Annotated in this window: 15 protein-coding genes; 7 read left to right on the top strand and 8 right to left on the bottom strand. The window is 72.0% G+C overall.

What is annotated here, in order from left to right; genetic code table 11:
* Positions 1-40: 40 nt before the first annotated feature.
* On the bottom strand, positions 41-526 hold the full coding sequence (locus O7617_RS33440; protein ID WP_348774188.1) for a helix-turn-helix transcriptional regulator: 486 nt from the start codon (positions 524-526) through the stop codon (positions 41-43).
* Positions 527-703: 177 nt separating this feature from the next.
* Here O7617_RS33440 and O7617_RS09105 point away from each other — a divergent pair, with 177 nt between their 5' ends.
* A complete protein-coding gene (locus O7617_RS09105; protein ID WP_282262808.1) occupies positions 704-1,717 on the top strand; it encodes a potassium channel family protein in 1,014 nt (337 codons plus the stop codon).
* Positions 1,718-1,734: 17 nt separating this feature from the next.
* Here O7617_RS09105 and O7617_RS09100 read toward each other — a convergent pair whose 3' ends face one another.
* On the bottom strand, positions 1,735-2,214 hold the full coding sequence (locus O7617_RS09100) for a MarR family winged helix-turn-helix transcriptional regulator (protein WP_282262807.1): 480 nt from the start codon (positions 2,212-2,214) through the stop codon (positions 1,735-1,737).
* A gap of 82 nt (positions 2,215-2,296) precedes the next feature.
* Between O7617_RS09100 and O7617_RS09095 the strand changes: the two genes are divergently transcribed.
* Positions 2,297-2,941 carry an NAD(P)H-dependent oxidoreductase gene (locus O7617_RS09095; RefSeq protein ID WP_282262806.1) on the top strand — a complete coding sequence of 215 codons (645 nt, stop codon included), beginning with the start codon at positions 2,297-2,299 and terminating at the stop codon, positions 2,939-2,941.
* Between the two features lie 69 nt (positions 2,942-3,010).
* Here the strand turns inward: O7617_RS09095 and O7617_RS09090 are convergent, their stop codons facing one another.
* The 3 genes from O7617_RS09090 to O7617_RS09080 form a co-directional block, all read right to left on the bottom strand.
* A complete protein-coding gene (locus O7617_RS09090) occupies positions 3,011-4,078 on the bottom strand; it encodes a 2-oxoacid:ferredoxin oxidoreductase subunit beta (RefSeq protein ID WP_282262804.1) in 1,068 nt (355 codons plus the stop codon).
* Positions 4,071-5,918: a 2-oxoacid:acceptor oxidoreductase subunit alpha gene (locus tag O7617_RS09085; protein WP_282262802.1), complete on the bottom strand. Its 1,848-nt coding sequence runs from the start codon at positions 5,916-5,918 to the stop codon at positions 4,071-4,073. The genes O7617_RS09090 and O7617_RS09085 overlap by 8 nt, the downstream gene beginning before the upstream one ends.
* A 287-nt stretch (positions 5,919-6,205) precedes the next feature.
* Positions 6,206-7,642: a hypothetical protein gene (locus O7617_RS09080; RefSeq protein ID WP_282262801.1), complete on the bottom strand. Its 1,437-nt coding sequence runs from the start codon at positions 7,640-7,642 to the stop codon at positions 6,206-6,208.
* Positions 7,643-7,772: 130 nt separating this feature from the next.
* Here O7617_RS09080 and ndhC point away from each other — a divergent pair, with 130 nt between their 5' ends.
* Positions 7,773-8,150: an NADH-quinone oxidoreductase subunit A gene (gene ndhC / locus O7617_RS09075; RefSeq protein WP_282262800.1), complete on the top strand. Its 378-nt coding sequence runs from the start codon at positions 7,773-7,775 to the stop codon at positions 8,148-8,150.
* 66 nt (positions 8,151-8,216) lie between these two features.
* Here ndhC and folP read toward each other — a convergent pair whose 3' ends face one another.
* The gene (folP, locus tag O7617_RS09070; protein ID WP_282262799.1) at positions 8,217-9,086 is read right to left on the bottom strand and encodes a dihydropteroate synthase; all 870 of its coding nucleotides are present in this window, start codon (positions 9,084-9,086) and stop codon (positions 8,217-8,219) included.
* Between the two features lie 153 nt (positions 9,087-9,239).
* On the opposite strand from folP, the gene O7617_RS09065 reads away from it, so the two are divergent.
* Together O7617_RS09065 and O7617_RS09060 are read left to right on the top strand one after the other, a co-directional pair.
* Positions 9,240-9,857 (top strand): DivIVA domain-containing protein, encoded by a 618-nt coding sequence (locus O7617_RS09065; protein ID WP_282262798.1) that lies wholly within the window; start codon positions 9,240-9,242, stop codon positions 9,855-9,857.
* Positions 9,854-10,351, top strand: coding sequence for an SRPBCC family protein (locus tag O7617_RS09060; RefSeq protein WP_282262797.1), 498 nt, complete (start codon positions 9,854-9,856; stop codon positions 10,349-10,351). Before O7617_RS09065 ends, O7617_RS09060 begins: the two co-directional genes overlap by 4 nt.
* Here O7617_RS09060 and O7617_RS09055 read toward each other — a convergent pair.
* On the bottom strand, positions 10,296-11,189 hold the full coding sequence (locus tag O7617_RS09055; protein ID WP_282262796.1) for a sterol desaturase family protein: 894 nt from the start codon (positions 11,187-11,189) through the stop codon (positions 10,296-10,298). The genes O7617_RS09060 and O7617_RS09055 overlap by 56 nt on opposite strands.
* 137 nt (positions 11,190-11,326) lie before the next feature.
* Between O7617_RS09055 and O7617_RS09050 the strand changes: the two genes are divergently transcribed.
* Both O7617_RS09050 and O7617_RS09045 read left to right on the top strand, forming a co-directional pair.
* Entirely contained in the window at positions 11,327-11,908 is a 582-nt protein-coding gene (locus tag O7617_RS09050) for a DNA-3-methyladenine glycosylase I (RefSeq protein ID WP_282262794.1), read from the top strand.
* A 13-nt stretch (positions 11,909-11,921) separates the two neighbouring features.
* Complete coding sequence (locus O7617_RS09045) at positions 11,922-12,545, top strand: hypothetical protein (protein ID WP_282262792.1); 624 nt, start codon at positions 11,922-11,924, stop codon at positions 12,543-12,545.
* Here the strand turns inward: O7617_RS09045 and O7617_RS09040 are convergent.
* Positions 12,542-13,783: a DUF1501 domain-containing protein gene (locus tag O7617_RS09040; RefSeq protein ID WP_282262789.1), complete on the bottom strand. Its 1,242-nt coding sequence runs from the start codon at positions 13,781-13,783 to the stop codon at positions 12,542-12,544. The two genes, O7617_RS09045 and O7617_RS09040, sit on opposite strands and share 4 nt — an antisense overlap.
* Positions 13,784-13,789: the final 6 nt, after the last annotated feature.

The raw sequence follows: 13,789 nt of genomic DNA, 5'->3' as shown, positions 1-13,789 counted from the left end.
CTGCCGCCGGCAGATCCGCCGACGGCAGAACCCGCGCGGCCTACGCGACTGTCACCCGCCGCGCACCCGCCCGGGCCCGCACACAGGCCGACAACGCGGCGGTACGCGGACCGGGGCGTGCGCCACCAGCGGAGGCCGCCGCCCCGACGCGGAGGGTCGGCCCGGTCGCACCGGGGGCCCGGTGCAGGACGGGTCGGCTCGTCCGGAGGGCGTGTTGGCTCGCGTCGCGTCGGGCCACCCCGGCCTGCTCGAAGCGGCCGAGTGTCGCCCGTGGGGTGGCCGGGATGCGCGGCTCGACGCGGCGCAGGTCGTCGCGGGCCTCCTCCAACAGGTCGGAGAGGCGGATGCCGAGCGCTCGGCAGATCGCCGCGAGCACCTCCGAGGAGGCTTCCTTGCGGCCCCGTTCCACCTCGGACAGGTAGGGCACGGAGACCCCGGCGGCAGCGGCGACCTCGCGCAGCGTGCGGCCCTGGCTCTGGCGTAGTCGGCGCAACACTCCGCCGATGACTCGTCGCAGCAACGACATGCCGGCCTCACTCTCGCGGTCGTCGTCGGGAACACCCTCATCATGCCTGTCCACGGCCGTCCGGGCCGACCCATGCGGGGCCCGTACCGTCTCGTCGGACGCGACCCGGACGTGCGAACCGCGGCGTACCCGCTATGTTGTGGGCGTGCAGGCGACGGCGGGGGAGCAGGTTCGACGGTGATCCATTTCCCCGCGCAGCGTCGGGGCCCGCTGAGCGCGCTGAGCCTACGGCTCGCCGCCGCCCTGGGCCTGGTCTTCGCCGTGGTCGCCGCGGTCTACCTGGGCCGGGACGGCTACCGCGACGTCAACGAGGACGGCCTCACCCTGCTCGACTGCTTCTACTACGCGGTCGTGTCGCTCTCGACCACCGGTTACGGGGACATCACCCCGGCGACGCCGTCGGCCCGGCTGGTCAACGTCCTCTTCATCACCCCGGCCCGAGTGATCTTCCTGATCATCCTGGTCGGCACCACCCTGGAAGTCTTGACCGAGCAGTACCGGACCGGCCGTCGCCTGTCGCGCTGGAGGAGAGCCGTGAAGGACCACGTCATCATCTGCGGCTACGGCACCAAGGGGCGCAGCGCGGTCTCCGCCCTGATGGAGAACGGTCTGGACCGCTCCCGGATCGTGGTGGTGGAGCGCAGCGCCACCGCGCTGCGGCAGGCCACCTCCGCCGGGCTGGTCGCCATCGAGGGTTCGGCGACCCGCTCGTCGGTGCTGAACGAGGCGCACGTCAAGAGCGCCAAGGCCGTGATCATCGCGACGGACAGCGACGACGCCTCGGTCCTGGTCGCGCTGACCGTTCGGCAGCTCACCGCCGGCCAGGTGCGGATCATCGCGGCGGCACGGGAGGCGGAGAACGCCCCGTTGCTCAAGCAGAGCGGCGCGCACCACGTGATCGTCTCCTCGGCGACCGCGGGCCGGCTGCTCGGTCTCTCCACCTCGGCACCGCCGCTGATCGACGTGGTGGAGGACCTGCTGACTCCGGGGCAGGGCATGGCGTTGGCGATGCGTTCGGCGGAGCGGGACGAGGTGGGCCGATCGCCGCGTGAGCTGGACTCACTGGTGATCGCCCTGGTGCGGCGGGGCAAGGTGGTCACCCTGGCCGACCGGGCCGGTGCGGTGATCGAGACCGGCGACATGCTGGTGCACGTACGCGACGACCGCCCCCAGTCGGCGACGACCGCCTGACGGCTACCCGCGCCCCGTCAGCAGGAGTCGACGTCGGCGCGGAGCGCCTCTGTGCAGATGGCCGGTGACGTGTTGACGGCACGTCGAAGCAATTCGTAGAGCGTTTCCCGGTCGGCGGGCCCCAACGCTCCCAGCACCTCGTCCTCAGCACTCGCGAGGGCGCATTCCGCCTCGCTGAGGCGTTTCGCACCGTCTTCGGTGAGTTCGACGACGTGTCGCCGACGGTCCTCGGGCGAACGGCGTCGCTCGACCAGTTGGTCGGCTTCGAGGTCGTTGAGCAGCCCGACGATGTTGGTGCTGTCCATCTCCAGTGTGCTGGCGAGCGCCTGCTGGCTGCTCCCGCCGCTGTCGCGGAGCACGGTGAGCGCGACCAGGTGCCGGGGGCGGAGCCCCAGCGGTGCCAGCACCGACTCCGACCGCAGCCGCATGCGCCGGGCCAGGTGGTCCAGGAGTGCGCCCGAGCGGTGCTCCGAGGTGTCGAGCGGCTGCGCGGACATGTGACCCAGTCTACCGACTCGGAGGAACATCGGCCTGCTATAAATAGTTGGTGCTGCACAGACGATCCTTGGAGGAGGAATAATGCATCTGCTGCATATCGACTCAAGCATTCGGGGTGACTGGTCGGTCAGCCGGAAGCTCACCGCACGCGCCGTCGCCAACTGGCGCGCGGCTCACCCAGACGGCACGGTGGCCTACCGAGATCTGGGCAAGGACCCGCTGCCGCACCTGGACGCGGATGGCGGTCTGGCTCGGATGACGCCGCCGGAGCAGCACAGCCCGGCGCAGCGCGAGTCCTGGGAGCTCAGCGAGCGGCTGGTCGACGAGGTCAAGCAGGCCGACGTGGTGCTGCTCGGCCTGCCGCTCTACAACTTCGGCGCGCCCAGCAGCGTCAAGTCCTGGGTCGACCACCTGATCGTGCCCGGGTTGGCCTACGACCCGACGACCCAGCAGGGCCTGCTCGGCGACCGCGAGTTCGTGGTGCTGGCCACCCGGGGTGGCGGCTACGGCGAGGGCACCCCACGAAACGGCTGGGACCACGCCGAGCCGTGGCTTCCGCACGGCCTGTCGATGACCGGCCTGCAGCCGCGTTTCATCAGCGCCGAGCTGACCCTGGCGCCGTCGGTGCCGGCGATGGCCGAGTTGATCCCGCTGCACGAGGCGAGCCTCGCGGCGGCCGAGAAGGAGATCGACAACCTCTGGCTGCCGGCCTCCGCCCAGCGCTGACTCAGCTCCGGTACGACGAGAGCGGCCGCCCCCGGACCGGGGACGGCCGCTCTCGTCACGAACCGTTGATCAGAGAATCGTCCAGGTGTCGCCGCTGCCCAGCAGGCCCGCGAGCTGCTGCTCGGGTGTCTCGGTGACCGTCGCCTTGGCCGCCGCGAGCTGACCCTGCACCACGCTGTCGTAGGACGGTCGGTCCACCGAGCGGAACACCCCGATCGGCGTGTTGCGCAGGTCCAGGCCGGGCAGCCGGGACAGCGCGAACGCGTACGCCGGGTCGTTGACCGTCGCGTCGTGCACGACGATCTCCTCGGGGCTGACCGAGTTGGTCTCCCTGACCTCCAGGCCGAAGCCGCCCGGCGGGTGAACCACGCAGAACCGCCCGTCGCCTCCGCCGGGCTGGCCGTTCGGCTCGCGAGCAGCGCCGAAGGTGATCGGCTTTCCGTGCTCCAGGCGGATCAGGTAGTCGTCCCGGGTGGACGGGTCCTTGAGCTGGTCGAACGCCCCGTCGTTGAAGATGTTGCAGTTTTGGTAGATCTCCACGAAGGCCGAACCCTCGTGTTCGGCGGCGGCCCGCAGCACCGACTGCAGGTGCTTGCGGTCGGAGTCGATGGTCCGGCCGACGAAGCTGGCCTCCGCGCCGAGCGCGAGCGAGAGCGGATTGAATGGCGCGTCCGCCGAGCCGGCCGGGGTCGACTTGGTGATCTTGCCGACCTCGGAGGTGGGCGAGTACTGACCCTTGGTCAGACCGTAGATCCGGTTGTTGAACAGCAGGATCTTGAGGTTGACGTTGCGCCGCAGGGCGTGGATCAGGTGGTTGCCGCCGATGGAGAGCGCGTCACCGTCGCCGGTGACCACCCAGACCGACAGGTCCGGCCGGGACACCGACAGGCCGGTCGCGATCGCCGGGGCGCGACCGTGGATCGAGTGCATGCCGTACGTGTTCATGTAGTACGGGAAGCGGGACGAGCAACCGATCCCGGAGACGAAGACGGTGCGCTCCCGGGGGATGTTCAGCTCCGGCATGAACTGCTGGATGGCCGCCAGGATGGCGTAGTCACCGCAGCCGGGGCACCAGCGCACCTCCTGGTCGGACTTGAAGTCCTTGGCGGTGAGCTTGAGGGCGACGGGCTCAGACATTCTTCAGGACCTCTTCCAGCGTCGTCTCCAGCTCGGCGGCCGTGAACGGAAGGCCGCGGACCTGGTTGTAGCTGATCGCGTCGACCAGGTAGCGGGCCCGGATGACGTGGGCGAGCTGGCCCAGGTTCATCTCGGGGATGACCACCTTGTCGTACGAGCGCAGCACCTCACCGAGGTTGGCCGGCATCGGGGCCAGGTGCCGCAGGTGCGCCTGGGCGACGGACAGCCCGCGCTGGCGCACGCCGCGGCAGGCGGCGCCGATCGGCCCGTACGTCGAGCCCCAGCCGAGGACCAGCACCCGGGCGTCGCCGTCCGGGTCCTCCACCTCGATGTCCGGCACCGGGATCGTCTCGATCCGGGCGGCCCGGGTGCGCACCATGAAGTCGTGGTTGGCCGGGTCGTAGGAGATGTCGCCGGTCTTGTCGGCCTTCTCCAGACCGCCGATCCGGTGCTCCAGCCCCGGGGTGCCGGGGATGGCCCACGGACGGGCCAGCGTCTCCGGATCGCGCAGGTAGGGCAGGAACGTGCTGCCGTCCTCGCCGTTGGGCCTGGTGGCGAACTCGACCCGCAGGTCGGGCAGCGACTCCACGTCGGGCAGCAACCACGGCTCCGAGCCGTTGGCGACGTAGTTGTCGGACAGCAGGATCACCGGCGTGCGGTAGGTCAGCGCGATCCGGGCCGCCTCGAGCGCCGCGAAGAAGCAGTCCGACGGCGAGCGGGGCGCGATGACCGCGACCGGTGCCTCGCCGTGCCGACCGAACAGCGCCATGTTGAGGTCGGCCTGCTCGGTCTTGGTCGGCATGCCGGTCGACGGGCCGGCCCGCTGCACGTCCACGATGACCAGCGGCAGCTCCAACGCGACCGCCAGCGAGATCGTCTCGCTCTTGAGCGCCACGCCGGGGCCGCTGGTGGTGGTCACGCCGAGCGAACCGCCGTACGACGCGCCCAGCGCGGCACCGACGGCGGCGATCTCGTCCTCGGCCTGCATGGTGAGCACGCCGAAACGCTTGTGCTTGCTCAACTCGTGCAGGATGTCCGACGCGGGAGTGATCGGGTACGCGCCGAGGAAGACCGGCAGCCCGGAGCGCACCCCGGCGGCGACCAGCCCCAACGACAGCGCGGCGTTGCCGGTGATGTTGCGGTAGGTGCCCGGCTTCATCTTCGCCGGCTTGACCTCGTAGCGGACCGCGAAGTCCTCGGTGGTCTCGCCGAAGTTCCAACCGGCCTTGAAGGCGGCGACGTTCGCCGCGACCAGCTCCGGACGGGACGCGAACTTGCGCTCCAGGAAGCGCAGCGTCGACTCGTAGGGCCGGGAGTACATCCAGGAGAGCAACCCGAGGGCGAACATGTTCTTCGACCGCTCGGCGTCCTTCTTGGACACCTCGAACGCGGCGAGCGCACCGACGGTCATCGAGGTCAACGCCACCGGGTGCACGACGTAACCGGCCAGCGACTCGTCGTCCAGCGGGCTGGTCTGGTAGCCGACCTTGGCGAGGTTGCGCTTGGTGAACTCGTCGGTGTTGACGATGATGTCCGCGCCGCGCGGCAGATCGGCCAGGTTGGCCTTGAGGGCCGCCGGGTTCATCGCCACCAGCACGTTGGGCGCGTCGCCCGGGGTGAGGATGTCGTAGTCGGCGAAGTGCACCTGGAAGCTCGACACGCCGGGCAGGGTGCCGGCGGGGGCTCGGATCTCGGCGGGGAAGTTTGGCAGCGTGGAGATGTCGTTGCCGAGCTGCGCCGTCTCCGAGGTGAACCGGTCGCCGGTCAACTGCATGCCGTCGCCGGAGTCACCGGCGAACCGGATGACGACCCGGTCGAGTTGACGGATCTGCTTGGTCACTGTGCCACCTTCGTTCGCGACTGCGGGGCTCTCGCCTTGCCCGGCCACGGAACCTCCTCGACGCAACGTGTCACCGCACCGCCCCAGGCTGGTCCGGCCGTTGTCGTACCTCACCTCAGAGCCTACTTCTAAGGGAGCCCTAACAATCCCCGGAGGTCCGCCGACTGGGACCAGACTCGATGGAGGTTTGCCCCGGTTCACGGGCTTACGCCCCGGCCGCCGTAATTCAGATCACCACCGGAACCCTCCGGTGGCCCCGCCGCGCGGGTCGGGGTCACCTCGTCCGCTCAGTCGACCGGCTCCGGTGCCGGCCCGGGCACCGGGCCGTTGAGTCGGCGCCGTAGCGAGGTGGTGGCCAGCGCGATGGCGAGCACCACCAGCAGCGCGGAGACCACGATCAGGGCGATCGCGGTGCGCCGCACCGAGGTCGTCCCGCCACCGTCACCGGCGGCACCCCCGGGGAGTACGCCCTGGGAGCCGGTCGGCGCGGGCGGCGAGACCACCGGCGTGGCCAGTGCGGCCGCCGCGGTGATCCGGAAGCTCATCTGCACCTGGCGGGTCGCGCCGCTGCGCGGGTCGAGTCGACCGATCACCGCGCCGGACAGCGGCGCCTCCCGCTGGGCCTCCGGCGTCGCCTCCACCGGCAACCGCAGCTCGGCCGTCCTGCCCGCCGCCACCACGCCGGCGTCGCAGCGGGTCCGGGTCGGGTCGACCGCCACGCAGCCTTCCGGTGGAGTCGGAACTGTCACCCCGGCCGGCAGCACGACCTCCACCCGTCCGGCGGCGTCCACCGATCCGGTGTTGCCCAGCCGGAGCGCGAGGACGCTGGCGGCGCCGCTGATGTCGAACGCCACCTCGTCGGCGGCGAGGGCGATCCCGGGCACCGGCGGGCCGGGCGGGAAGAGCACCGCGAAGCCCTGGTCGTCGGACGCCTCCCCGGGTGCCCCCGGCGAGTCGGCGACGACCCGGACCGAGCCGGCCAGCGGCATCCTTTTCCACGCCTCGCCGTCGACCCGCAGGCGGAGCAGGGCGCTGAAGCGCGCGCCGGCCTCGGTCGCCCAGGCCCCACAGCGGTACGTGCCGGCACCGGCGTCGGCGCAGCCCTTCGTCCCGGCGTCGGACAGCCCGGTCGGCAGCGTGTACGACAGGCGGATCCGCTCCGCGGTCGTGCCGGTGTTGTGGACGGTGACCTGCAACGTGGCGGCCGTGCTGGCCGCGTTCCAGTACGCCTCGCCGAGGGTGACGTCCTGGGTGGTGACCTGGACGCCCAGTGGGCTCGGCGGTGGCACCGGACCGGAGGCGGGCGGGCGGACGGGCGGCACCGGCGGCGCCGGCGGCGTCGGCGGAACGGGCGGCGCGGCCGTGGTCGGCCCACCCGGTGCGGGTGCGGTGGCGGTCGGCGCGGGCGGCACGCCCGGAGCAGTGGTCACCGGTGGCGGCGGTGTCGTCTCCGGTGCGGGAGCGGTGGTCTCCGGTGCCGGATCGCTCGGCGTCGGTTCGGCCGGCCCCTCGGTCGGGGGTGGCTCCTCCGAGGCGGTGGCCTCCGGTTCGCTGACCGGGTCGGTCGCCACCACCACCGGTTCCGGCTCCAGCGTCGCCGCGCCTGCCCAGGCCGGTCCCACGGCGAGCGCCGCGAGAAGGCCGAGCGCGAGCGCGGTCGCCAGCCGGGGCGCGGTACGTCGCCCCTCGGCCCGGAGACCGGGCGATGCCTTCAGGCGGGCCATCTGTCCTCCGGTGCCATGGGTGGGGGTCCAGTATTCGGTAACAGTTGCCTGGGAGCACTAGTCCCGTCTGGAAACGAATCCGTAACGTGTTTGGGACGGCGCTTCCAGGCGGGCGGTAGGCTCCCGAACTGTGACCGGATACCTGGGCTCGTACGCGACGCTCGGGCTCTTGCTGCTCGCCAGCGTCCTGTTCTTCGTTACGGCGTTCTCGGCCAACCGGGTGTTACGTCCGGCGCGTCCGGCCGACCCACCCGGCAAGCGGGCCGGCTACGAGTGCGGGCTCGACCCGGTGGGCGCGGACTGGGCGCAGATGCAGATCCGCTACTACGTCTACGCGTACCTGTACGTGCTGTTCGCGGTCGAGGCGGTCTTCCTCTTCCCCTGGGCGGTGGTCTTCGACCGGCCGGGCTTCGGCCTGGTGACGGTGGTGGAGATGGCGGTGTTCGTGGCGGTGCTCGCGCTCGGCATCCTGTACGCCTGGCGTAGGAACATCCTGCGCTGGACCTGAGCGTCGAGACCTCCGGCGATCGTGCCGGTCGCCCCGACCGTTCGCGGTCGGTGACGGCGACGACAGTCAGGCCAGGCCCCGGCGAGTCGCAGCCGGGGGGCGGTCGCCCCGGATCGAGGCCACCATGTCCAACACCCGGCGGGTGGGGCCGACCTGGTGGGCCCGGAAGACCCGGGCGCCCAGCCAGGCCGACACCGCCGTCGCGGCGAGCGTCCCCTCCAGGCGTTCGGCCACCGGCAGGTCCAACGTCTCCCCGACGAAGTCCTTGTTGGAGAGCGCCACCAGCACCGGCCAACCGGTCGTGGTCAGCTCGTCCAGTCGTCGGGTGATCTCCAGCGAGTGCCTGGTGTTCTTGCCGAAGTCGTGTGCCGGGTCGATGAGGATCCCGTCGGGGCGTACCCCCTCCGCGACCGCGCGCTCGGCGAGCCCGGTCACCGTCGCGACCACGTCGGAGACCACGTCGTCGAAGGCGGCCCGGTGCGGCCGGGTCCGCGGGACCAGGCCGCCGGCATGCGAGCAGACCAGCCCCGCGCCGGTCCGCGCGGCCACCCGGGCCAGCGCCGGGTCGGCGCCCGACCAGGTGTCGTTGAGCAGGTCGGCGCCGGCGGCCACGGCCTCCGTCGCCACCTCGGCGCGCCAGGTGTCGATGGAGATCACCACCTCGGGGAACGCGGTCCGGACGGCGGCGATGGTGTCCACCGTGCGGCGGATCTCCTCGGCCACGTCCACTTCCACGCCGGGGCCGGCCTTGACGCCGCCGATGTCGATGATGGCCGCGCCCTCGTCCACCGCCCGCTCCACCGCGCGCAGCGCGTTGTCGGCGGCGAAGGTGGCCCCCCGGTCGAAGAACGAGTCAGGTGTGCGGTTGATGATCGCCATCACCACCAGTTCGCCGGGGGCGAACGTGCGCCCACCCAGCCGAAGCGCCCCCGCCATGCCCGCCTCCTGACAGTCCGCGCCGTCGCCGCGGCGGCCGAACCCGACGCTAGTCGGTCGTCGGTGGCGAACTGTGGGCGGGCGTCGACACCGATCATGATCGGGACGGGTGGCGGGGTCGCTCCCGGACGGCTGCCATGCCACGATCAGTACATGGGTCAGCTTCTGCTCCTCCTGGTCGTGGCATTGACCGTCGCGGCGGTTGTCTTCGGCGTGACGGTGCTGGTCAGCGGCCGTGATCCCGGCCTGGTGCCGGCCGAGCCGGATTCCCAGGCCGTGGCGTTGCCGAGCACCCGCCCGCTGCGCGAATCCGACGTGGGGGCGGTCCGTTTCGACACCGCCCTGCGCGGGTACCGGATGGCCCAGGTCGATCAGGCGATGCGCCGTGCCGCCTACGACATCGGCTACAAGTCCGAGCTGATCGGCGTACTGGAGTCGGAGGTCATCGCGTTGCGTGAGGGGCGCACCGACGACGCGGACGCGCTGCGTCAGGCCCGCGAGCAGTCCGCCGTCAAGGTGACGGACGCCGACGCGGCACAGCCGCGCGAGGACACGCCGCTGGACGGCGACGCCGGGTCCGGCTCGTCGCCGGTCGGCTCGGCCGGCGCGGCGGAGCTGCCCGCCGCAACCTCGTCCCCGGCGGATTCCGACGGCGTCGCACCGGCCGTGGCGCCGACCGGCGGTGACCCGGCCGACCGTGAGCAGACCGACGGCGTGCCCACCGACGGTGCCGGGCAGCGCGACGCGGTGGTCCGGTCGGAGACGGCGTGACCGACCCCGGAGGCGTCGACGACCTTCGGGAGGCGGCCCAACCCGGTGCCGGTGAGGTGACCGCCACGGTGATCGTCGACGCTCCGGCGGAGCGGGTCTTCGCCGCGCTGCTCGCCTGGGAGCGTCAGTCCGACTGGATCCCCTTCACCCGCGTGCGGGTGGTCGAGGGCGACGGCCGCGAGGGCAGCCGGATCGAGGCGGTGACCGCGCTCGGCCGGGCCACGCTGCGCGACGAGATGCGGGTGGTCCGGGTCGACGAACCCTACGAGATCGGCGTGGTGCACCACGGCCAGTTGCTGCGCGGCCCGGGGGTGCTGCGCTGCACCCAGCTCGGCCGGGCCCGCACCCAGGTGGTCTGGCACGAGTGGTTCCACCTGCCGGGTGGCCGGGCCGGTCGGGTGGCCTGGCCGCTGCTCTGGCCCGGCTCCAAGATCGGTCTCACCCAGGCGCTGAAGAGGTTCGCCCGTCTGGTCGAGCAGGGCCGGCTGCCCTGACCACACCCGGTACGGGCTGCCAGCCCGGCGCCCGGAAGAGGTACCCCGCCCGATGCCGCCAGGTCACCGCGGCGCGGAGGTCCCGGGCGATCGAGGCGTACTCGTGGAAGGCCACCCGGAGCGGGTTGTAGCTGCCCACGTTCTTGGTGAGGCCGTACACGCAGCGCTCCCGCTCCGGCGCGAACGAGCCGAAGAGCCGGTCCCAGACGATCAGGATGCCGCCGAAGTTGCGGTCCAGGTAGCCGCCCTGCGAGGCGTGGTGGACCCGGTGGTGCGACGGGGTGTTGAAGACCGCCTCGTACCAGCGCGGCAGCTTCTCGATGCGCTCGGTGTGGATCCAGAACTGGTAGAGCAGGTTGACCGAGCCGCAGAACGCGACCACCGCCGGGTGTACGCCGGCCAGGATCAACGGGATGTAGAAGACCCAACTGGTCAGCCCGGTCCACGGCTGGCGCAGCGCGGTGGAGAGGTTGAACCGCTCGGATGAGTGGTGCACCACGTGCGAGGCCCAGAGGATCCGGATCACGTGGTGGCCGCGGTGGGACCAGTAGTAGCAGAAGTCCTGGGCGAGCAGGATCACCGGCCAGGTCCACCAGATCTCGGCCACCCGCAGCGGGGTGAGCGCGTAGAGCAGCGCGTACGCGGCGGCGATCGGCACCTTCCAGAGCAGGTCGGTGAAGATGCTGCCCAGACCCATCGCCAGGCTGGTCGCGGTGTCGGCGGCGCCGTAGCCGACCTCGTCGTCGTCGCGGTGCAGCAGGTAGGAGACCCGTTCCAGCACGATGAGCAGCACGAAGGCGGGGATCGACCAGGCGATGACGTCGGGGAACTCCTTCATCGCGCGGCCTCCGCTCGCCGTCGCCGGGCGGGACGCACCGCTGCGTGACCCCGACTTACCGGCCGGTAACAAGCACCATAGGCAGCCGAACGGCGGGTGGCAATGGGGTGTCGGTGCGATGCCCTAGCGTGTACGAGGTGACGGACCTGGTGATCGGTGCCGACGGGTTGGCTCGCTGCGCGTGGGGGTCGAGCACCCCCGACTACGCCGTCTACCACGACACCGAGTGGGGGCGGCCCCTGCACGGCGACGACGCGCTCTACGAGCGGATGACGCTGGAGGCGTTCCAGTCCGGGTTGTCCTGGCTGACCATCCTGCGCAAACGTCCGGCGTTCCGGCTGGCCTTCGACGAGTTCCACCTCCCGACCGTCGCCGGATACGACGACGCCGACGTGGCCCGGCTGCTCGCCGACGCGGGCATCGTCCGCAACCGGGCCAAGATCGAGGCGGCGATCGCCAACGCCCGTGCCGCCCTGGAGGTGCCGGAAGGGTTGTCCGCGCTGCTCTGGTCCTTCGCGCCGGAGCGCCGACCGGCCCGCCCCGCCTCGTTCGCCGAGCTCGCACCGATCACCGCCGAGTCGACGGCGATGGCCAAGGCCCTCAAGAAGCGCGGCTTCCGGTTCGTCGGGCCCACCACCGCGTACGCGCTGATGCAGGCGACCGGCATGGTCGACGATCACATCGTCGGCTGTCACGTCACCCTCCCACCGGCGGCATGATGGGATGGCAGGCATGACGACCGAGACCGCGTACCGGGCCGACGGATCCGGCCGCGCCGACGGGGTGGGCACCTGGGCGGTGCTGCTGCCCGCCGAGCGGTACGAAGCCGAGCGGCTCGTGCACCACGAGACGTTGGAGCTGACCGGGCTGGCCGACGTCGCCCGGCCGGGCCCGGGGGATCAGGTGGCGGTGCTGGTCGACGCGCCACCCCGGCTGGTGGCCCTCGGCCGGGTCGCCGCCACGGGTCGACGCCACCGGGAAGACCCGGACGACCCGCAGTCCGCTGTCGAGCCGGGGGCGCTCGTCGTGGCGTACACCCGTCGGGCCTTCGACGAGCCGGTGCCGGCCGACCTGCTGACCCTCGACGGGCCGGTGAGCCCGCTGGACCCGGCGGCCTTCCGGGCGTTGGCCGACCAGCTCGGCCCGCCACCGGCCCGGCGCACCTGGCTGGTCAGCCTCGACCTGCCGATCGAGGCCGGCACACCGGCCGAGGCGGTCCGCCTGTTCTGGTCCTACGTGCAGGAGCTGGGCCCGCGTGAGCTGCCCGCCTTCGTGTCACCGGCCGGCGACGAGCTGGCCATGCAGGCGTTCGTGCTGGGCGCCGAGGCCAACCAGGACCCGGAAGAGGACGATTAGAAGAGCTTGTCCAGTCGGCCCTTCCAGTCGGCGAGGACCGGGCCCGGGTCGGTGTCCAGCACGCGTTCGAGCAGCGTGGCGTAGACGTCCCGGAAGTCGGTGGTGAACTTCAGGTCCCCGTCGTCGAGGTCGGTGAGGCTCGGCGCTGCCCCGTGCCAGCCGCCGCGGACGCCCGCGCCGAGCAGCAGCACGTCCGACGCGGTGCCGTGGTCGGTGCCGTCGGAGGCGTTGGCCCGGACGCGACGGCCGAACTCGGAGTAGACCGCGACCACCACCTTCCGCCCCGCCTCGGTGCGACTCATCCGCTCGGCGAACCCGGTCAACGCACGGTCGAGCTGACCCAGCAGGACGGCCTGCAACTGCTTCTCGTCGGCGTGCGTGTCGAAACCGCCGAGCGACACCGAGAAGACCCGCGTGGACACTCCCGCCTCGACGCACTGTGCGACCAGGTCCAGTTGGGCGTCCAGCGGGGTCTTCGCCCCGCCGGTGGCGGTCGCCGGGGCCTGCTCGCCGTCCGCGTCCGCCAGGTCCGGGTCGTCGGAGTCGCGGACCTCGCGGATCATCTCGTCCACCGAGCGCAGGTCGGCGAAGCAGGCGGCGGCCCGGGCCCGCGCGGCGGACTCACCCGGCTCGGCGGCTTCGAACGCGGTGAGTGTCTGCGCCGGCAGCCCCTTGGCGGCCTTCCGGTCGGTGACCGGCACCGCGGCACCGGCGCTCTGCGCCCCGGCCAGCAGCGGTGGCAGCGCCGGCTCGAAGGAGACCGCCAGTCGGGGGTCGCCACCTGCCCGGTCCAACCACCGCCCCAGCCACCCGGTGTTGCCCGGCCGGTCCGGCTGCGCGGTGTGCCAGATGTCCATCGACCGGAAGTGGCTGCGGTCCGGCTTCGGGTAGCCGACCCCGCGCACGATCGCCAGCCCACCCTTCGACCAGCGCTGGTGCAGACCCTCCAGCGCCGGGTTGAGGCCGAAGTCGTCGTCCAGTCGCCGCACCTCCGAGTCCGGGTACGCCAGCTCGGGGCGGGCCGCCCGGTAGGCCGGGTCGCCGTACGGGATGACCGTGTTGAGGCCGTCGTTGCCGCCGTAGAGGGTCACCAGCACCAGCGTGCGGGCCTCTGGATCGCGGTCGCCGCTGGTCTCCAGCAGGTCCCGCATCGTGTACGCGCCGGCCCCGGCGGCCAGCGCACCTGCGCCGATCACACCGCTGGTCACCAGGAACCTGCGTCGGGTCACCGTGTCCATGTCGAC

The organism is Micromonospora sp. WMMD1155 (assembly GCF_029581275.1).
Classification (GTDB): Bacteria; Actinomycetota; Actinomycetes; order Mycobacteriales; family Micromonosporaceae; genus Micromonospora.
This window is presented reverse-complemented; position numbering and strand designations above follow the sequence as displayed.

Coding starts and splice junctions, on each gene's coding strand:
- O7617_RS33440 (WP_348774188.1), bottom strand. CDS start 526: ATGTCGTTGCTGCGACGAGTCATCGGCGGAGTGTTGCGCCGACTACGC.
- O7617_RS09100 (WP_282262807.1), bottom strand. CDS start 2,214: ATGTCCGCGCAGCCGCTCGACACCTCGGAGCACCGCTCGGGCGCACTC.
- O7617_RS09095 (WP_282262806.1), top strand. CDS start 2,297: ATGCATCTGCTGCATATCGACTCAAGCATTCGGGGTGACTGGTCGGTC.
- O7617_RS09090 (WP_282262804.1), bottom strand. CDS start 4,078: ATGTCTGAGCCCGTCGCCCTCAAGCTCACCGCCAAGGACTTCAAGTCC.
- O7617_RS09080 (WP_282262801.1), bottom strand. CDS start 7,642: ATGGCCCGCCTGAAGGCATCGCCCGGTCTCCGGGCCGAGGGGCGACGT.
- folP (WP_282262799.1), bottom strand. CDS start 9,086: ATGGCGGGGGCGCTTCGGCTGGGTGGGCGCACGTTCGCCCCCGGCGAA.
- O7617_RS09065 (WP_282262798.1), top strand. CDS start 9,240: ATGGGTCAGCTTCTGCTCCTCCTGGTCGTGGCATTGACCGTCGCGGCG.
- O7617_RS09055 (WP_282262796.1), bottom strand. CDS start 11,189: ATGAAGGAGTTCCCCGACGTCATCGCCTGGTCGATCCCCGCCTTCGTG.
- O7617_RS09045 (WP_282262792.1), top strand. CDS start 11,922: ATGACGACCGAGACCGCGTACCGGGCCGACGGATCCGGCCGCGCCGAC.
- O7617_RS09040 (WP_282262789.1), bottom strand. CDS start 13,783: ATGGACACGGTGACCCGACGCAGGTTCCTGGTGACCAGCGGTGTGATC.